Raw genomic sequence first — 18058 nt, forward strand, 5'->3', positions numbered from 1 at the left:
TGAAGTTGGGCGGGCTGCTGGACGGGGGCGGGCTGTGCTGGCATGGTCGGGGCATGATGAAACGTCGGAGCTTTTGCACGGGTCTTGGAGCGGCGTTGACGGCGCCGGGCGTGGCGCGTGCGCAGGCGGGGTCGTGGGAGGCCGAGTTGCGCGTGGCGTTGGAGGGCATGCCGCAGCTCCATTCGCTGCAGATCGACCGGGGCAATGAGGTGATCTTTGCCGATGCGCCCAGAGGTCCGGGGCTTGACCGTCTGGCGAATATCAAATCCTGTTCGAAAAGCCTTGTGGCGCTGCTGCTGGGCACGGCGCTGGATCGGGGTGAGATTGCCGGGGTGAGCGCCACATTGGCCGAGGTGGCGCCGGGGCTTTTGCCGCGCGATGCGACGCCGGGGGCGGGCGAGATCACCATGGAGGATCTGGTGACGCTGCGCGCGGGGCTCGAGCGGACATCGGGGGCGAATTACGGGGAATGGGTGCAATCGCCGAATTGGCTGGCGGATGCCTTGCGCCGGCCGATGGTGGCGCGGCCCGGCACGAGGATGCTGTATTCGACCGGATCAACCCATATTCTGGGGGCGGCGCTGAGCGAGGCCACGGGGCAGAGCCTTTTGCGGCTGGCGCGCGACCGGCTTGGCGGGCCGCTGGGTATCGAGATCCCGGCCTGGACGCGCGATCCGCAGGGATATTACCTGGGCGGCAATGAAATGGCGCTTCGTCCGACAGCGATGCTGAAGATCGCGCGCATGCTGCGCGACAACGGAGCGTTCGGTGGGCAGCAGGTTGTCTCGGAGGCGTTCATGGCGGCATCGGTCGAGCCGAGGGCAAGATCGCCCTGGTCGGGGCTCTCTTATGGCTATGGCTGGTTCCTGTCGCCCTCGGGTTATGTTCTGGGGCGGGGCTATGGCGGGCAGATCATCGCGGCGCATCGTGACCGTGGTCTGGCGGTGGCGATCACCTCGGACCCGACGCGCCCGGCACGGTCGGAGGGATATTTCGGCGATCTGATGCGGTTGCTGGACGGCCCGATCCTTGCCGCCGGGTGAGCCGGGAACACGCCGGGGCAAGAGCGGCGGCAAGGGTCAGATGATGGCGTGGCGCATCCGGGCCGAGACCCATTCGCTGAGTACGACGGTGGCAAGGATGAGAAGCAGGATCACCGAGACCTGACTCCAGGCGAGGACATTGAGCGACGCCTGCAGCTTGAGCCCGATGCCGCCCGCGCCGACCAGCCCGAGGATGGTGCTTTCGCGGATGTTGATATCCCAGCGAAACACCGAGATGCCCCAGAAGGCCGGCATGATCTGTGGCACGATCCCGTAGCTGAGCACCTGTGCGCCGCCGGCGCCGGTCGCCTCGATCGCTTCGATCTGGCGGGCGTCGGTTTCCTCGATCGCCTCGTAGAGCAGCTTGCCGACAAAGCCGATCGAGCGCAGCGCGATGGCGACGATCCCGGCGAGAAGGCCGGGGCCGATGATCGCCACCAGCAAAAGCGCCCAGATCAGCGAGTTGATCGAGCGCGAGGCCACGATGATGAAAAGTGCTATGGGGCGCAGGATGCGGGCCGAGGGCGTGGTGTTGCGGGCGGCCATGAAGGCCACGGGGACCGCCATGATGACGCCGCCGATGGTGCCGAGGGTCGCGATGTTGATCGTGTCCCAGAGCGGCAGCCAGAGTTCGGACATATAGGACCAGCGCGGCGGGAGCATGCGGCTGCCGATATCGGCGGCCTGACGGGGGGCATCGGCCACGAAAAACCAGATCGTGTCGCGGGTCATGACCTGCCAGCACCACACGAAAAGCGCCACCAGCGCCAGCCACCCGCCCCAGAGCAGGAGGCGGGCCTTGGGTGTGCGGTAGGTCCAGACCTGGCTGTGATGGGTGATCTCGGTCATTGCAGGAACTTTCGCAGATAGCTGGAGCCGTATTCCGCGACCATCACGATGGCGATGATGATGAGCAGCACCGCGCCGGCGCTGTCATATTCATAGCGGTCGATGGCGGTGTTCAGCGTGGCACCGATGCCGCCCGCGCCGACGATGCCGATCACCGCGCTTTCGCGGAAATTGATGTCGAGCCGGTAGAGCGACAGGCCGATCAGGCGGGGCATGACCTGTGGCTGGATGGCGTAGTTGACCACCTGCCACCACGAGGCGCCGGTGGAGCGGATCGCCTCGGCCTGGGATTCGTTGATTTCCTCGATATCGTCGGCCAAGAGCTTGGCGATGAAGCCGATGGTGGCGAAGCTGAGGGTCAGGAAACCCGCGAAGGGGCCGAAGCCGAACATTGCCACGAAGAAGATCGCGATGATGATTTCCTGCAGGGCGCGGCTGACGGCGATGATGCTGCGGCAGATGTAATAGATCCAGCGCGGCGCCAGGTTGCGCGCGGCGCCGATGCCGATGGGCACCGATATCGCCACGCCCACTACCGTGGAGGTGAGCGTCATCGTCAGGCTTTCGACGAGGCCCTGGCTGATGTCGCGCCAGCGGCTGGAGAAATCGGGTTGCAGGAAGCCCATGATGAAGCGCTGGCCGCGTTCCAGCCCGTCATAGACGCGCGCCCAGTTCACCTCGACCGAGCCGATGGCGAGCACCAGATAGACGAGGATGCCGATCTGGAGCGCCAGCCGCCAGCGCCGATCCTTGACGATCTGCGGAGGGCGGCGCCACGTGGTGGGATAGGAGGGGGCGGTCATTTGGCAAGCGCCGCGATGCGGTCGCGGGCGTCTGCTTCGGCGGCGGCCTGTTCGGCGTCGCCGGCGCGCATGGCGTTCCAGTCTTCCTCGCCGTAGATCTGGGTCAGGGCGGCTTCGGTCAAGGCGTCGGGAGCGCCGTCGAACACAACGCGCCCCGCGCGCAGGCCGACGATGCGCTGCATGAATTGCTGGGCCAGCGGCACGTCATGGATGTTGACGATGGCGGGCAGGCCGCGTTCGGTGCAAATCTCGGTGAGAAGGCGCATGATCTGGCGGCTGGTCTTGGGATCGAGGCTGGCGGTGGGTTCGTCCACCAGCAGCAATTCGGGATCCTGTGCAAGCGCACGGGCGATGCCGACGCGTTGACGCTGGCCACCCGAAAGGGCGTCGGCGCGCTTGTCGGCATGGTCGATAAGCCCCACACGATCCAGCAGGGCGTAAGCGCGCTGAATGTCGGCGGGGGGATATTTGCGCAGGAAGCTGCGCCAGAAGGGCACATAGCCCAAGCGCCCCGAGAGCACGTTTTCCATCACGGTCAGGCGTTCGACGAGGGCGTATTCCTGAAAGATCATCCCGATCCGGCGGCGTTGCCGGCGCAGATCGGCCTTGCCCAATTTGGCCAGATCGACATCGCCCAGAAGCACCTTGCCCGAACTGGGTTCGACCAGGCGGTTGATGCAGCGGATCAGCGTAGATTTGCCAGCGCCGGAGGGGCCGATGAGCCCGAGGATCTGACCTTTGGGCACATCAAGGGTCACGTCGTGGAGTGCGGTCTCACCTGTCTTGTAGGTCTTGGACAGTTGTTCGAGATGCAGCATGGGTGGCCCTTTCGACAAGACATGCGGGCGGTCAGGGACCGCCCGCAGGGAACAATAGCGTGGACTGGGTCAGTTACATTCGTAGACGACGTCGTTGGCCTCGTCGATGGTGCGGATCACCGACCATTCGTCCTTGAAGGTGATCTCGATGAACTGGTCCTCGCCGTTGCGGCCGAATTCCTCGGCCAGGGCGGTGCCTTCCCACTCGTAGCTGAAGAACGCCTCGCGGATCTTGTCCTGCAGCTCGGGGGCGAGGTTGTAGACGGTGCCGTAGCCGGTGGTCGGGAAGGTCTGCGAGGTGTAGATCGTGACCAGCTGATCGTCGGAAACCACCTGACGGTCGAGCATGCGGGCCTTGACCGAGTTGGCGATCGAGGCGGCGATATAGTCCTTGTTGGCGACGCCGAGGATCGAATTGTCATGCGCGCCCGAGAAGACGGCTTCGAAATCCGTGCCGGCGACCATGCCGAATTCGGCCTTGAGGATCGCGGACGGGGCCTTGAAGCCCGAGTTGGAGGTTTCCGAGGTGAAGGCCAGTTGCTTGCCCTTGAGATCCTCGACCTGCGTGACGCCCGAATCGGGGTAGGTGATGATTTCCATCTCATAGCCGAACGAGCCATCGGCGGCGGCCATCATCGCGAAGGGGCGGAAGCCCGCGCAGGCCACGGCAAGAGGGTTGGAGCCGGTGTTGAAGCCTGCGACATGCAGGCGGCCCGCGCGCATCGCTTCGATCTGGGCGGCGTTCGACTGCACGGGGAAGAACTGCACCCGCTTGCCGGTCACCTCGGACATGTGGTCAAGAAATCCCTGCCAGACTTCGGCATAGACGGCCGGGTCTTCGACGGGCGTGTAGGCGAAGATCAGCGTGTCGGGATCGATCCACTCGGACGCATCGGCGGGAATGTCGGCGATCATGTCGCCATCTGCGTCGGTGTAGCGGTCGCCCAGTTTGAATTCGGCCTGCGCGGGCAGCGCCACGGTCAAGGCGAGAAGTGCGGTCAGCGTCGTCGTGAGTTTCATGGGTTCCCCCTTTGAGTACATCTGTCAGCCGGGCGTAGCGAGCGAATGTAACAGGATATTGACCCTGTCGCCGGTTCGTCCCGAAGTGGTGCGGGCCAGAGTGTCGCAGAGGGCCCGTGGCAAACGTCCGTTGAGTTTGCCCCAAGAGTTTGTTTCGATCAACGCTGGATGTGTTGTTGATGAATTGTATCAACTATGGATTGCAAGCCATTGTTTTTGCTTTGCATTAATTTCGGCGTGCGGGATCGGAAGGTGGGATGGCCTGCAATCGTCATGCGGTTCGCCTGTGTCGGCGATGCGGTGCCGTGCTGGACGACCTTGCCGATACCGGCGCCGAATGCGTCGCCGCCGGGTGTCACGCCGGATTGCTGTGCGAAGGCGGATGTCCAAGCCGCAGGGCGCCGGTGATCTGCCGGGTCACACCCCGCCGTCACACCCCTCCGTCACGGGCCGGGGTCCAGCGGTGCAGCCAGATGGGGCTTGCCGGCTGGCCCGAGGCGTCGTCGCGCATCACCATGCGCAGCTCAAGCGCGCTGGTGTCCTTGGGGGTCAGGAGGAAGGTGACGCGGGTGCCAAGCCCCTCAGGCAGGGCGAAGGCGCCGATGCCGCGGATCTCGGCGGGGCCGTTGACCGAGATATCTGGGCTGAGCCCGTCGGGGGCGCCGGAGAGGTCGATCACGAAACGCCGCGTGCCGGGTTGGTCGTGTTCGCGGCCAGACCGGCTTTGCAGGATGCGCATCGGCGGTGTCTGATCGGGGAGGCCGAGCGTCCAGTCAAGGCTGTAGCGGAAGCTGTGTTCGCTGCCGGGCTGGAGCGGCGCCTCGGGGCGCCAGAAGGCCACGATATTGTCCATGAATTCGGTGTCGGTGGGAATCTCCACCAGTACCACGGCGCCGCGCCCCCAATTGCCGGTGGGGCGCACCATGGCAGAGGGGCGGTCGTGGTAACGGGCCTCGGTATCCTCGTAATCGGCATAGCGGCGGGGGATCTGGAACAGACCGAAGGCCGAGGGGCCGTTATCGACGAAGGCCGACGCTTGCAGGGTGGCGGGATTGGCGATGGGGCGCCACAGATGTTCGCCCGCGCCATTGGTGATCGCCAGCACGTCGCTGTCATGCACGCGGGGGCGGAAATCGTCGGACACCGCCGCGCGCATCGGTCCCTTGAGATACATCGAGGTCAGGGGAGCGACGCCGATATCCGCGATCTCGCGGCGGGGCAGAAGGGTGGTCGCGATCTGCATGCGCGTGTCCGTGCCGGGATGCAGGGTCATGTCGATGTGACCGGCAAGCGACGGGCTGTCGATCACGCCTTCCAGCCTGATCTTGCCGTCCTGGGGCGGGTGCAGGCGCAGATGGGTAAAGCGGGGAAATTCCTCGGGCGTGGGGCCGCCGGTGCCAAGCGCCACGGCGCGCGCCGAGAGGCCATAGGCCATGGCCTGACCGATGGCGCGGAAATAGCTGGCGCCCTGCAGGACCATCACCTCGTCCAGCACGTCGGGGCTGTTGAGCGGGTGGCGCAGACGCAGGCCCGAGAAACCCGCGCCGGGGGCGGTGTCGGGGATGTCGCCGAAATAGCGCGGCTCGAAACTGAAGAGATCGGGCGAGAAGGGCACCTCGTGCACACCATCCGGATGGGGCAGTTCGATCTGCACGGGATCGGGAAAATAGAGCCCCGGCGGCAGGAGGTCCACGCTGTAGCCCGGACCGACCGGCAGTTGCGCGGCCCGCCCCGCAAGGGGGCGGATGCCGCGATAGGCGTCATAGTCCAGCCCGGCGAAGGGCGGCGGCAGGGGTGTTTCATTGGGCCTGTAGGCCTGGCGGGCCATGCTGCGCGCCAATCCGAGAAGATCGGCGGGCACGGCTGTGCCGGCCGACAGGGTGCGGGGGGCGGCCAGCAGGGCCGAGGCCCCGGCGAGAAAGGCGCGGCGCTTCATCGGGCGGGCGCGTCCAGCAGGCGCACAAGCAGGGGGGCGGCCAGAAGCGGCAGGATCAGCGGCAAAAGCCAGAGCGTCGCGCCCGCCTCGGAGACCGAGGCCAGGGCTGCGATGGCAAGGCCCGCGCTGCTTTCGGGCAGGCCGCGCGGGGGCTGCCAACGAGGCGCGCGCGCGGATTTCCAGCCGCAGTCACGGCCCGAGACCACCGAGAGCACCGACCCTGTCTGACGGATCATCATGATCGGGGCGACGAGGCTCGAGAGGATCAGTTCGGCGGTCCAGGCGCGCAGGCTGATCCATCGGCGGCGCGCGGTGCGATCCCGCGCGATCCTGCCGACAAGAGCGCAGAGCTTGGGCAGGAGCAGCACGGCGGCAATGAGCGCGAAGGGCAGGGCGCTGGACACCGGCACCGCGCCCGAGGCCATCAGGATCACCAGCAGCAGCCAGATCGGCGCGGCGAGATAGCTGACCACGCCCGAGGCGAGGTGAAACCGGCTGACCGGGTGCAATCCGGGGGCGGTGAGCATGAGGAGATGCTGCAGGTTGCCCTGACACCAGCGGCGGTCACGGCGGTGGAAGGCGTCGAGGGTCTGGGGGGCATCCTCGGCGCTGCCGGTCAGATCGGGGTCAAGCTCGACCGACCAGCCATCCCGGCGCAGGAAGGCGGCTTCGATGAAATCATGGCTGAGCAGGGGACCACCGAAGGGGGCGCGGCCCGGCAGATGGGGCAGGCGCGCGGCATTGCGGAAGGCGGCGATGCGGATGATCGCGTTATGTCCCCAGTAATTGCCGTTACGGCCTGTCCATGCCGCCATGCCACGCCCGAAATTGGCCGACATCAGGCGCACGGCGTTGCGCTGAAGCTGGCCGAAGCGGCTTTGCGCCGGGATCAGGGCCATGCCGGCCTGAATGAGGCCGGTGCGGGGGCGCGTCTCGATCTGGTGAATGAGGCGGCGGATGCGCGTGCAGGACATGCGGCTGTCGGCGTCGAGGATCAGCATATGGTCGAAGCCTGCGCCCTGAGCGTCCAGCCAGTCGGCGATATTGCCGGGTTTGCGCCCGGTATTGAGCGCGCGGCGGCGATAGGTGACCGTGCCGTCGGCTATGAGAGCGCGCATCGCGGCCTCTTCGCGGGCGACAAGCGCCTCGCCCGAAGTGTCCGACAGCACGAAAATGGCTGTCGCCCGATCGAGCCCGCACCGCTGCAGGCGGGCGCCGAGATCACGCAGATAGGCCGCCAGAGCGTCGGGGTCTTCCTTGCACAGGAGCACGAGGATCGCGGTGCGGCTGGACGGGGTCCAGTGATCGGGGGCGGAAGGCATGGGCCGGGCGGGTGCCAGAAGCCCGATCAGGGCGGTGGCCGCCCCCCCCGAGACCCAGGCCGCGTTGAGCGCGAGCAGCGCCAGCGCGGCTATGGCAAGCGGTGACCAATGGCTGATCGACAGGGCGAAGGCCCCGGTGATGAGCGTTGCGAGGGCCAGTGTGAGCGCGGCAAATGCCGTGCCCGCGCCGGGCGAGGGGAGCCATGAAGCGGCCGGCGTTCCCGCCGGTCGAAGAAGATGTTCGGATAGGGCCATGGCAGTGGGATTTCATCCGTTGAAAAAAGGGCTGATGTCGTTGATTCCAGGGTCAGTTAGCGCCAACACATATGGTGCGCTTTCGGCCCGACAAGAGGCTATTTCGCGGAACGGATCACGGGTGGCCACATGCGCGAAAAGACGCCGTCGCGACGTAGCATTCCGTGGTAGAAAGCGGCGGAAACATGCACAAGCACGATCCCGGCGATCACAAATGCGCCACAATGGTGAACGGCCTTCGCAAGATCGGCCAGCCCCTCGGAGCGCGGCACGAGCGAGGGGACGCCAAGTGCATCCAGAGCCTCGATCGGGAAGCCACCGGACTTGACCCGGACATAGCCCGCAACGGGCATCACCACGAGCAGGATATAAAGCGCCAGATGGCTCGCGCCGGCGGCGCGAGCCTGCCAGGAGGGCAGATCCGCGGGCAGGGGTGGCGGCGGCTGGATCAGGCGATAGGCGATGCGCAGGACCATCAGGAGCAGCACCAGAACACCGACATTCTTGTGAAAGATGAAGAGCGCGTTCTGGAGCGAGCGGCCAAGCCCGTCCTGCACCATCAAAAAGCCCGCGGCGATCATCGCGAGCACCAGCACGGCCATGATCCAGTGCAGGAGCCGGGCGAACGTCGTGTAATGCGGTGCTGTGTGATCCATGATGCGGGGCCTCGTTTCGCCTTCAGGTAGCGTCGAGAGGGGCGGGTTCAAGTGCTTGAGCGGATGGGCGCGCAGCAAGGTCCGGGCATGCAAGGGAGGGCTTGACCGTGGCCGCGCTGCGCTAAACTAAGAGGAATGAGCATCGCCTATCCCGATATGGCACGGCCTGTGCCCCATGCGCCCGACCCGGGTGGCCGGCTGGTTCCGCTTCGGCGGTTCGCGGCGGCGGCTGGTCTGGGGGCTGTGGTGGTCGTGGGGCTTGGATTCGGGCTGAAGGCGCAAGGGTGGCTGCCGGTGGGCGCGGCCCTCGGCGTCTATGTCGCGGCGGTTGTGCTGGTGGGGTGGGTGATGGCGCGCAGCTATCCGCATCGCGCGCTGGGCCTGTGCAATCTGGTGACGCTGTTGCGCCTCGCGCTGACCTCGGCGCTGGTTGCGCCGCTTGTGTCGGGAAGCGGGGCGCAATGGGGTGTCCTTATGGTGGCGGCGGTTGCGCTGGCGCTTGACGGGGTGGATGGCTGGCTTGCGCGGCGGCAGCATCTGGTGTCGCACTTCGGCGCGCGCTTCGACATGGAGGTGGATGCGGGGCTGGGGCTGGTGCTGGCGGTGAGCGCCTTTGCGGCGGGAAGTGCCGGGGCGGCGGTGCTTGCGCTTGGGATGCCGCGCTATGTCTTTGCCGCCGCGGGCCGGGTTTTGCCGTGGCTGGGCGCGCCGTTGCCTGACCGGATCGGGCGCAAATGGGTCTGCGTGATCCAGATCGGGGTTCTGATCGGCCTGCAGGTGCCGGGTCTGCCGGTGCCGCTGGCCAATGCGGCGATCGCGGTAGCGGCGGCGGCGCTGTGCTGGTCCTTCGGACGCGACATCCTGTGGTTATGGAGGAGGCGCGCTTGAGCGTGCCGGGCCGTGGCGGGCTGATCCGGCTGCTGGTGGCGGCGCTGGTGCTGCATCTGGTGCTGATCCAGCCCAATCATCCGGCGGCGATGACCTGGCGGGCGCTGGTGCTGGTGCCGCTGGAATTGCCGGCCCTGCTGCTTGGGCTTGTGGCCCTGAGAGGGCGGGCTGTGCTTGTGCTGCGGATCGTGCTGAGCGCGGCGCTGACGATTCTGGTTATCCTCAAGACAGCTGATTTCGCGATGTTCACGGCGCTGGCGCGGGGGTTCAACCCGGTGGCGGATGTCATGCTGATCGAGGCGGGCTTGCGTTTGCTGGCGGGATCCATCGGCGTGGTGCCCGCGGCTCTGGTCGGTCTGGCGGCTGTTGCGGCGGCAATCGGGATCGGTTGGGCGATCTGGTGGGCGACGGGGGTTTGGGCGGCGCTTGCCGCACCAAAGGTCACCGCATGGATCGCGGGCACGGGGGCGGTGCTGTCGGCGGTGGTGGCGGTGGCCGAGATCGGGCAGACCATGGGCCGCTGGAGCCTTGGGGTAAGCCCGCCCGGTGCGGCCTTCACCGCGCGCGTGGGTGTCGAGCGGGTGGTCATGGTGGGCGACACGCTGCGCGATCTCAGGGCGTTTCGCATCGCGGCGCGGCAAGATCCCTTTGCCGGGGCGACTGGCCTGCTGGACGGGATCGACCGCGATGTGCTGGTGGTGTTCGTCGAAAGCTATGGCCGCACCAGTCTGGACACGCCCTTTTATGCGGGCCTGCATCGCGAGACGCTGGAGCGCAACGAGGCGGTGCTGCGCGATCTGGGGCTGTCGATGGTGTCGGGGCTGGTGCGCGCGCCGACGCGCGGCGGGCAAAGCTGGCTGTCGCATGCGACTTTTGCCAATGGTCTTCTGGTCAATGATCAGACGCGCTATGGCGCGGTGCTGGCCTCGGGGCGCGAGACGCTGTTTCATATCGCGGCACGGTCGGGGTTTCACACGGCGGCGGTGATGCCGCAGATCACGCTCGACTGGCCGGAATCGGCGGTGATGGGCTTTGACACGGTGCTGGCGGCGGCGGATCTGGGATATCAGGGCGCGCCGTTCAACTGGGTGACGATGCCCGATCAATTCACCTTTGCGGCGCTGGACCGGCTGGTGCGCAACGGGCAGGCGGATGGGCCGTCCTTTGTGCAGATGGCGCTTGGCTCGTCGCATGCGCCATGGGTGCCGGTGCCGGAACTGGTGGACTGGGACAGCATCGGCGATGGGCAGGTGTTCAACGAGATGGCGACGTCCGGTCCCACGCCGGAAGAGGTCTGGCGCGATCGGGACCGGGTGCGCGAGCAGTATCGCGATGCGGTGGATTATGCGCTGTCGGTGGTCTTCGCCTATGCCGAGCGGCATGCGGGCACCCCGCCGCTGATGATCGTGCTGGGGGATCATCAGGCGGCGGATTTCGTGGCGCTGGATACGCGCGCGGAGGTGCCGGTGCATGTGATCGGGCCGCCGCATCTGGTGGCGCGGATCGAGAGCTGGGGCTGGAGCGAGGGTCTGATCCCCGACCCGGACAGGCCGATCCGCGGGATGCAGGAGATGCGCGACCTGCTGATCGAGGCCTATTCGAGCCCGGTCGCGCGAGAGGCCGGTTCAGTCCGGGTCACGCAGTGATGCGCAGAGGCATCCGGGGGGTGGCGATCCGCGCGGGGCAAGGGGTGCTGGCGGTGGGGCTGCTGGTCTTGTTGTGGCGGGTCGCTGGCGGAGAGGAGGCGGCGCGCAGTCTGGCGGGGGCGGATATGCGCTGGCTGGCCGCTGCACTTGTTGCGCTGAGCCTGCAGACGGTGCTTTCGGCGCTGCGCTGGCGGGTGACGGCGGCGCCCTTGGGCATCCATCTGAGCATCGCCGAGGCGGTGCGGGAATATTATCTGTCGCAAGTGGTGAACCAATCGCTGCCCGGGGGCGTGATCGGGGATGCGGGCCGCGCGATCCGCGCGCGGGGGCAGGCGGGGTTGCTGGCATCCGGTCAGGCGGTGGTGTTCGAGCGTCTTGCGGGGCAGATGGGGCTTTTCGCGGTCACGGCGCTGGCGTTCGGGCTGACGGTCGCGGTGCCGGGGGGCGTTGTCTGGCCCGACTGGCTGATCTGGCCCGTGGTGCTGGGCTTGGCCTGCGGGCTGGCTTTACCGGTGTGTGGCGCGGTGCTGGCCCGTATGCGGGGCCGGATCGGGCGCGCGGTGGCGCCGGTCTGGCAGGGGATGGTGCGGTGCCTTTTCGCGCCGGGGGTGATCGGCCCGCAGATCGCGCTCAGCCTTGCGACCACGATCTGCAATCTGGCGGCGTTCGGCTTTTGTGCGCAGGCGGTGGGGCATCCCCTGTCGGTGGCCGCCGTGGCGGCCTTCGTGCCGCTGATCCTGCTGATGATGCTGGTGCCGCTGACGATCGGCGGCTGGGGGCTGCGAGAGGGGGCGGCGGCGGTGCTGTTTCCGGTGGCCGGTGCCTCGGCGGCGGGCGGGCTGGCCGCCAGTGTCGCCTTTGGCCTGATGTTGCTGGTTTCGGTGCTGCCGGGGGTTGCGATCGTGCTCAAGCGGCGCCGCGCGCCGGTGATGCCGGGTTGATCAGGGCCGCGCGAGCCGGGCGGGTCGCGCATGCAGCGGCACGCCTGCGGCCAGTGCGGTGTCATCGAGGGCGCAATCGAACACCACATCCGATCCCAGCGAAAAGGCGCGGGTCTGCGGGCGGATTGCGTCCGAGAGTTTCTCGGTGGGCGAGGGCATGGTCAGCCCCTGAGGCCCGGCGCCGATCAGAAGCGGGGCCACGGCCACTTGCAACCGGGTGAGACGCCGCGCTTCGAGAAAGCGCGAGATGGTGATCCCACCCCCTTCGATCATCAGGGTCGAGAGGCCCTTGGCCCGCAGCGCCGAGAGGATCTGAGCCGGGTCGAGCAGGCTTTCGCGGTCGTTCAGGCGGATCACCTCGACCCCGGCGGGGCGGGGACGGTCCACGGCCTGAATGACGATCCGGCGGGTGCCGTCGGCGCGCAGCAGGGGGGCGTCATCGGGCAGGCGTCCGCGCGGGTCGATGACGATGCGTGCCGGGTTCGGACCCTTGCACAGCCGAACGGTCAGGCGAGGGCTGTCATGCAGCGCGGTGCGCACGCCGATGACCACGCCATCGACCAGCGCCCGCATCCGGTGCAGATGCGCCAGCCCGTCGGGGCCGGAGACGTCGCGCGCGTCGCCCGTGACGGTGGCGATGCGCCCGTCCAGAGACTGGCCGATCTGGGCCACGGTGATCGGTCCGAGGTCGCGCCGCGCCAGAGGGCCGTAGAGTGCCAGGGCGGCGTTTTCGTTTTGGCTCCAACGGCCGCAACAGGTGCAGGATAAGCCCTGACGCACGGCCAGAAGCCGGTCCCAGACGCGGGAATTGACATCAATCGGCTGCATGGGTGGTCTCCGTGGAGAGTGAGCGGGGCAGGGCCAGAATGTCGCCGTGCCCGATGGTGCAGATTGTCTGCACGACGCGGTCGCGGCGTCTTTGGCCCCAGTCCAGAGCCTCGGCCAAGCCGGTTTCGGCGGCAGCGGTGGCGATGCCCTCGAGCAGGCTGGCATGAAGTGCCGCGGTGTCGGGGCCAAGGACCCAAGGGCTGTCGGCCTGCGCCACGTCAAAGCCCGCCGCGTCGAAGACGGCTGCGCTTGCGGTGACGGCGCCGGGGCCAAGGGCGGGGCCAATCCCCTTGTCGCCAAGCTGGTGGTGGTTGAAGGCTTCGGTGACAGGCGCATCCAGGGGATCGGCGGGATCCCAGGACATATGCCCGTCATATGAGAGCGCGGCATAAAACGGCACCGTGAGCCGCGCGGCCAGCGCCGCGACCCAGTCGCGCGGCATGAGGTCAAGCAGCGCCGAGGCGGTCACGAGCGTCACCCCGTCGAGAGGCAGCGCGCCGGGATCGGCCAGATCGAGGGAATATGTTCTTGTCTCGGGGCCTGCGGCCTTGGCGGCCAGTGCCAGCAAGGCGGGGTCATTGTCCACCAGCCGCCAAGTTGTGCCCGCCGGCAGATGCGGCGCCATCGCGCGCACGGTCGAGCCGGTGCCGCAGCCGAGATCCAGAATGACCGGCGCGGCCCCCGCCGACTGCGCTGCGCGGCGCAGCAGAGCGCCATCCCGCGCGGCATGGTCGGCGGGTTCGCGAAGGGCCAGCCAGTCGGCGGTGAAGGCCATGTCAGATGTCACCCTCGTACCAGGCGCGGGCGACATGGCTTTCGTGCAGCTGGATGCGCAGCTTGCGCACGCGCCCGTCATCCTTGAGGCGCCCGTCGCGGACCGCCTCGGCCATGCGGTCGAAGATATGTTTGCACAGGAATTCGGTTGTCGTGAATTTGCCTGCGAATTCAGGGATTTCGTCAAGGTTCTTGTAGCGAAGCGGCGCCAGTGTATCGGTCAGCGCCTCGGTCGCGAGGCCGATATCCACGACCAGCCCGTGCGCGTCGATATCGGCCGTATAAAAGGCTGCGTCGACAGTGAAGGTTGCGCCGTGCATGCCCTGGGCCGGGCCGAAGACGGGCGAGGGCAGGGAATGGGCGATCATGATATGGTCACGGACTTCGACGGCGAACATTGGCTCTCCTCAGGTGGGTGTTGTGTAGCGGATGCGGTGACACAGCGTGTCGGGATCGGTGAGGATCCGGGCGTAGTGCGCGGGCAGATCCTCGAACGGGGTTTCGCCCGAGATCAGCGCATCGAGCGCCGGATCGCGCAGCAGATCCAGCGCCTTGGCCATGCGGCGTGCATGGGTCCAGCGCGGGGTGCGGGCCGGGGGCAAGTGTCCCACCTGACTGCTGACAAGGCGCAGGCGGCGGCTGTGGAAGGCGCCGCCAAGTGGAACGGGCGTGGACCCCTCGCCATGCCAGCTTGCCTCGACGATGGTGGCGCCCGCGCCGGCGCAGTCGATCGCGGTGGCAAGGCCCGCGGCGCTGGCGGTGGCATGGATGACCACGTCGCAGCCTTCGGGGGCCATGTCCGGTGCGGCAAAGGCGCAGCCGAGCGCGTCAGCCAGAGCGGCGCGACCGGGGGCGGTGTCGATCAGGGTGACATCGGCGCCGGGCAGGCGGGAGGCGAGATATCCGGTAAGAGCGCCCACGACGCCCGCGCCGATCACGGCGATCCTGTCGCCCGCCGCAGCGCCGCTGTCCCACAGGATATTCAACGCGGTTTCCATATTGGCCCCCAGCACGGCACGTTCGGGGGGAAGGTCTTCGGGCAGGGGGGTCAGCATCGCGCGGTCCATGCGAAAGCGGGTCTGGTGCGGATGCAGGGCAAAGACGGCGCGCCCGCGCAGATCGCCATCGGACACGCGTCCAACGGCGCAATAGCCGTATTTGACCGGAAAGGGGAAGGCGCCTTCCTGAGCGGGGGCGCGCATGGTCTGCGCCTCGCTTGTGGGCACGCGGCCTTCGAAAACAAGACGTTCGGTGCCGCGGCTGATCGCGGTGAACAGCGTCTCGACGCCGATCCCCTCGCCCAGTTGGGCCGGTCGCAGATCGACCGTGTGGGGTGCGATACACCACAGCGCGGTTGCGGTCATGCCGGAACCTGCGGGATCAGGACGGATGCCCCGGACACGCGACTGCGACCCGCGAAGCGGGCGGACTGGCGGCGCTGAGCGCTGGTGGGTCGACTGTGCATTGTCGCGGGTCCGATATCCGTGTCCTGTCCATGATTAGGTAGGCCACCACAGCCCAAGACAAGTGGCTTGCGAAAAATGTGCAAAGCTTTGCCGATCGGGGCGCTGGACAGCCGCGAAGGCGCGCTATCTGGATGTTATCAGACTGCGGAAAGGCGGGGCAATGGCGCTTTGGATGGGGTTTCTTCGATCGCTGGTGATCTATCACAATCCCGTGTCGAGGCGGGCCTGGCGGCGGTTCTATCACGGTCTTCTGGAGCCCGGCGATCTGGTGATCGATGTGGGCGCGCATGTGGGCACGAGGGCACGGGCGATGCGGGCGGCGGGCGCGCGGGTCTTGGCATTGGAGCCGCAACATCCGTTTGCAGGGTTTCTGCGCCTCACATTGCCGCGCGACATCACCCTGATCGAGGCAGCGGCGGGCGCCGTTGAGACCGAGGCCGAGATGGCGGTGTCGTCCCGTCATCCCACCGTGTCGTCCTTGCGCCGCGATTTCGTCGAGGGCGCGCGGGACGCGCCCGGTTTCGGCCATGTGCAATGGGATCGCAGGCAGCGCGTGCGGATGGTCACGCTGGACGGGCTGATCGCGGGATATGGCGTGCCGCGTTACATCAAGATCGATGTCGAGGGGTTCGAGATTGACGTTCTGGCGGGGCTGTCGCAGCCGGTGCCGCTCATCTCGGTCGAGTTTCTGCCGGGATTTCCGCATCTGACCCATGCGGTGATCGATCGGTTGACGGAGCTGGGGGATTACTGGTTCAACCCGGTGCAGGGTGAGACGGGCGGCTTCTTGTGGCCGGACTGGCGCGATGCGGCGGCGGCGAGGGAATGGCTGGACGGGTTGCGGGGGGATGCGAGCTCGGGTGATCTGTTTGCGCGCCTGTCGGAGTGATGGCGTGTGATCCGCGTGGTTCAGCCCGCGCGAAGGACGCGGGCGAAGGCGTCGAACAGGGCGGGTGCTGCGGCGATGACCGTGCCGCTATCCTGAGGGTTTTCGGTGCTGTGCCAGCCTTCGGTCCGTGCGCCCGATTGTTGCAAGATCACGAGGCCTGCGGCAATGTCCCAAGGCTGCAGGCGGCGTTCCCAGAAGCCATCGAGCCGCCCTGCGGCGACATATGCCAGATCAAGCGAAGCGGCCCCCATCCGGCGCACACCCGCGCAGAGCGGCATCAGCCGCGCGATATCGGCGGCGTGATCGTCGATATGGGCCATGCCGCCGAAAGGAATGCCTGTACCGAAAAGGGCAGGCTCGAGGGTTTGGGTCCGGGCGGTACGGATCGGTTGGCCGTTCAGGGTAGCCGGGGCGCCGCATCGCGCGGCGAAGGTCTCGGATTTGATCGGGTCGTGGATCACGCCGAGGGTGAGCCTGCCCGCCTCGCGCAGGGCGATGGAGACGGCCCAATGCGGGATGCCGCGCAGGAAGTTGGTGGTGCCGTCCAGCGGATCGACGATCCAGACACGCTCGGAGTTTCCGTCCGCACCGGTTTCCTCGCCCAGCCAGCCGTCGGAGGGGCGGGCGGCGCGCAATGCGTCACGCAGAAAGGTTTCGGCATCGAGATCGGCGCGGGACATGAAGTCGCCCGCGCGTTTGGTGCTGATGGCGAGGCTGTCGCGGGTCTGCCAGTGGCGCAAGAGAATGTCGCCCGCCTGCTGCGCAAGGGTCACGGCGAGCGAGAGGTCAGCGGCGCTCATGTGCCGTGACCTGCGATCTGGTCGAGGATCGTGCCCACAAGGTCTGCGGCGTCGGACCAGAGGGGAAGGGCCGCACCGGCCTTGAGTGCTGCGGCGGATTGGGCTGCATGCAGGGTTCTGTCCTGCAGAAGGGCGCTGAGGGCGGCGGCAAAGCCCTTGGCATCCTCGGGGGCGATCAGAGTGCCAGCGGCGGCGGGCACCGTGCCGGGCACCGCGCCTGCCGTGGTCGAGACGATGGGCACTCCGTGGATCAGAGCCTCGTCGAACACGATGCCGTAGCCTTCGTAGCGGGTGGCCAGCGCGAAGGCGTAGGCCTCGGTATAAAGACGGTCGAGCGTGGCACGCTCCACCCGGCCGGCGAGATGCACACGGCCCGACAGGCCCGCGCGGTCGATCTGCTGGATCAGGGCGTCGGCATGTCCCGGTGCCCATGGCGCACCGACGATCACCGCGCGCCACGCTTGATCAGCGATCCGCGACAGCGCGTCGATCAGGATGTCATGGCCCTTGCGGGGATGCAGAAGGCCGACCGAGAGGATCAAGGGCGGCGCATCGGGATCGGGTGTGGCGGGTGCTGGCACCGGCTGCGGCGAGAGATCGGGCCGACCGGGGCGGATCACCGTGATGCGGCCTGGATCAACGGCGTAATCGGCCAGCAAGACATCCCTTATATGAGGGCTTGGCACGAGGATATGCGCGGCGCGGGTGAGGTTGGCCTTTTCCAGCGCCCGAAGGCGCGCGGCCTCGGGGTGGGGCAGGCCGCTTTCATGGGCGAGCGGGTGATGGACAAGCGCCACGATCGGCGCGGTGATGTGGTCAAGCGCCTCTGTGGGCAGCGCGCCGAAGGCCAGACCATCGACGATCAGGATGTGGTCGCAGGGAACCTTGGCCAGTTGGTCGCAGGCTTCGGACATCTGCGCCTCGGACGGGTGGGGGAAGCCGTCGGGCAGGCGGATATGGGCCACCTCGCGGCCCGCGTCGCGCAGGGCGCACAAAAGGCGGCGGTCATAGTGATAGCCGCCCGTGGGACTGGACAGGTCTCCGGGTATGGCGAAGGCGGCGGGGTGAGGGCGAGGCATAAGGGCTCCTTGCGTCTTGCTCATGGGCTTAGCGCGGTGCGGGTC

19 protein-coding genes are annotated in these 18058 nt (G+C 67.4%); 5 read left to right on the top strand and 14 right to left on the bottom strand.

What is annotated here, in order from left to right; all coding sequences use genetic code 11:
* The first annotated feature begins 53 nt into the window (after positions 1 to 53).
* Positions 54 to 1043, top strand: a complete 990-nt coding sequence (locus tag F3H35_RS04345; RefSeq protein WP_149778427.1) for a serine hydrolase domain-containing protein — start codon at positions 54 to 56, stop codon at positions 1041 to 1043.
* 36 nt (positions 1044 to 1079) lie between these two features.
* Here F3H35_RS04345 and phnE (F3H35_RS04350) read toward each other — a convergent pair whose 3' ends face one another.
* From phnE (F3H35_RS04350) to F3H35_RS04385, 8 genes are all read right to left on the bottom strand, one after another.
* Entirely contained in the window at positions 1080 to 1892 is an 813-nt protein-coding gene (gene phnE / locus F3H35_RS04350) for a phosphonate ABC transporter, permease protein PhnE (protein WP_149778428.1), read from the bottom strand.
* The gene (phnE, locus tag F3H35_RS04355; protein ID WP_149778429.1) at positions 1889 to 2695 is read right to left on the bottom strand and encodes a phosphonate ABC transporter, permease protein PhnE; all 807 of its coding nucleotides are present in this window, start codon (positions 2693 to 2695) and stop codon (positions 1889 to 1891) included. Before phnE (F3H35_RS04355) ends, phnE (F3H35_RS04350) begins: the two co-directional genes overlap by 4 nt.
* A complete protein-coding gene (phnC, locus tag F3H35_RS04360) occupies positions 2692 to 3513 on the bottom strand; it encodes a phosphonate ABC transporter ATP-binding protein (RefSeq protein ID WP_149778430.1) in 822 nt (273 codons plus the stop codon). Before phnC ends, phnE (F3H35_RS04355) begins: the two co-directional genes overlap by 4 nt.
* Positions 3514 to 3582: 69 nt before the next feature.
* Complete coding sequence (gene phnD, locus F3H35_RS04365) at positions 3583 to 4533, bottom strand: phosphate/phosphite/phosphonate ABC transporter substrate-binding protein (protein ID WP_149778431.1); 951 nt, start codon at positions 4531 to 4533, stop codon at positions 3583 to 3585.
* 158 nt (positions 4534 to 4691) lie between these two features.
* On the bottom strand, positions 4692 to 4892 hold the full coding sequence (locus tag F3H35_RS04370) for a hypothetical protein (protein WP_149778432.1): 201 nt from the start codon (positions 4890 to 4892) through the stop codon (positions 4692 to 4694).
* Positions 4893 to 4963: 71 nt separating this feature from the next.
* Positions 4964 to 6469, bottom strand: coding sequence for a glucan biosynthesis protein (locus tag F3H35_RS04375; protein WP_149778433.1), 1506 nt, complete (start codon positions 6467 to 6469; stop codon positions 4964 to 4966).
* Complete coding sequence (mdoH, locus tag F3H35_RS04380; protein WP_149778434.1) at positions 6466 to 8046, bottom strand: glucans biosynthesis glucosyltransferase MdoH; 1581 nt, start codon at positions 8044 to 8046, stop codon at positions 6466 to 6468. The genes F3H35_RS04375 and mdoH overlap by 4 nt, the downstream gene beginning before the upstream one ends.
* Before the next feature lie 98 nt (positions 8047 to 8144).
* Entirely contained in the window at positions 8145 to 8702 is a 558-nt protein-coding gene (locus F3H35_RS04385; protein ID WP_188129863.1) for a cytochrome b, read from the bottom strand.
* A 135-nt stretch (positions 8703 to 8837) separates the two neighbouring features.
* Between F3H35_RS04385 and F3H35_RS04390 the strand changes: the two genes are divergently transcribed.
* Genes F3H35_RS04390 through F3H35_RS04400 form a run of 3 tightly spaced genes read left to right on the top strand, consistent with a single transcriptional unit; the run spans position 8838 to position 12177 of the window.
* Complete coding sequence (locus tag F3H35_RS04390) at positions 8838 to 9590, top strand: CDP-alcohol phosphatidyltransferase family protein (RefSeq protein WP_149778435.1); 753 nt, start codon at positions 8838 to 8840, stop codon at positions 9588 to 9590.
* A gap of 2 nt (positions 9591 to 9592) precedes the next feature.
* Positions 9593 to 11236, top strand: coding sequence for a sulfatase-like hydrolase/transferase (locus tag F3H35_RS04395; RefSeq protein WP_223228329.1), 1644 nt, complete (start codon positions 9593 to 9595; stop codon positions 11234 to 11236).
* Complete coding sequence (locus tag F3H35_RS04400; RefSeq protein ID WP_149778437.1) at positions 11236 to 12177, top strand: lysylphosphatidylglycerol synthase transmembrane domain-containing protein; 942 nt, start codon at positions 11236 to 11238, stop codon at positions 12175 to 12177. Before F3H35_RS04395 ends, F3H35_RS04400 begins: the two co-directional genes overlap by 1 nt.
* Here F3H35_RS04400 and F3H35_RS04405 read toward each other — a convergent pair whose 3' ends face one another.
* From F3H35_RS04405 to F3H35_RS04420, 4 genes are read right to left on the bottom strand one after another with little or no spacing between them, the layout of a single operon-like run.
* Positions 12178 to 13005 carry a RibD family protein gene (locus tag F3H35_RS04405; RefSeq protein WP_007818221.1) on the bottom strand — a complete coding sequence of 276 codons (828 nt, stop codon included), beginning with the start codon at positions 13003 to 13005 and terminating at the stop codon, positions 12178 to 12180.
* A complete protein-coding gene (locus F3H35_RS04410; RefSeq protein ID WP_149778438.1) occupies positions 12992 to 13780 on the bottom strand; it encodes a methyltransferase domain-containing protein in 789 nt (262 codons plus the stop codon). The genes F3H35_RS04405 and F3H35_RS04410 overlap by 14 nt, the downstream gene beginning before the upstream one ends.
* 1 nt (position 13781) lies before the next feature.
* Positions 13782 to 14177 carry a 6-pyruvoyl trahydropterin synthase family protein gene (locus F3H35_RS04415; protein ID WP_007818225.1) on the bottom strand — a complete coding sequence of 132 codons (396 nt, stop codon included), beginning with the start codon at positions 14175 to 14177 and terminating at the stop codon, positions 13782 to 13784.
* Between the two features lie 9 nt (positions 14178 to 14186).
* Positions 14187 to 15143 carry a zinc-dependent alcohol dehydrogenase gene (locus F3H35_RS04420; protein ID WP_149778439.1) on the bottom strand — a complete coding sequence of 319 codons (957 nt, stop codon included), beginning with the start codon at positions 15141 to 15143 and terminating at the stop codon, positions 14187 to 14189.
* A 274-nt stretch (positions 15144 to 15417) separates the two neighbouring features.
* Between F3H35_RS04420 and F3H35_RS04425 the strand changes: the two genes are divergently transcribed.
* Positions 15418 to 16134 carry an FkbM family methyltransferase gene (locus tag F3H35_RS04425; protein WP_223228308.1) on the top strand — a complete coding sequence of 239 codons (717 nt, stop codon included), beginning with the start codon at positions 15418 to 15420 and terminating at the stop codon, positions 16132 to 16134.
* A gap of 20 nt (positions 16135 to 16154) precedes the next feature.
* On the opposite strand, the gene F3H35_RS04430 is transcribed toward F3H35_RS04425, so the two are convergent.
* Together F3H35_RS04430 and F3H35_RS04435 are read right to left on the bottom strand one after the other, a co-directional pair.
* Positions 16155 to 16934, bottom strand: coding sequence for an inositol monophosphatase family protein (locus F3H35_RS04430; protein WP_149778441.1), 780 nt, complete (start codon positions 16932 to 16934; stop codon positions 16155 to 16157).
* Positions 16931 to 18013, bottom strand: a complete 1083-nt coding sequence (locus tag F3H35_RS04435) for a glycosyltransferase family 4 protein (protein WP_149778442.1) — start codon at positions 18011 to 18013, stop codon at positions 16931 to 16933. Before F3H35_RS04435 ends, F3H35_RS04430 begins: the two co-directional genes overlap by 4 nt.
* Between the last annotated feature and the right edge of the window lie 45 nt (positions 18014 to 18058).

Source organism: Roseovarius litoreus (genome assembly GCF_900142765.1).
In the GTDB taxonomy this organism is placed as follows: domain Bacteria; phylum Pseudomonadota; class Alphaproteobacteria; order Rhodobacterales; family Rhodobacteraceae; genus Roseovarius; species Roseovarius litoreus.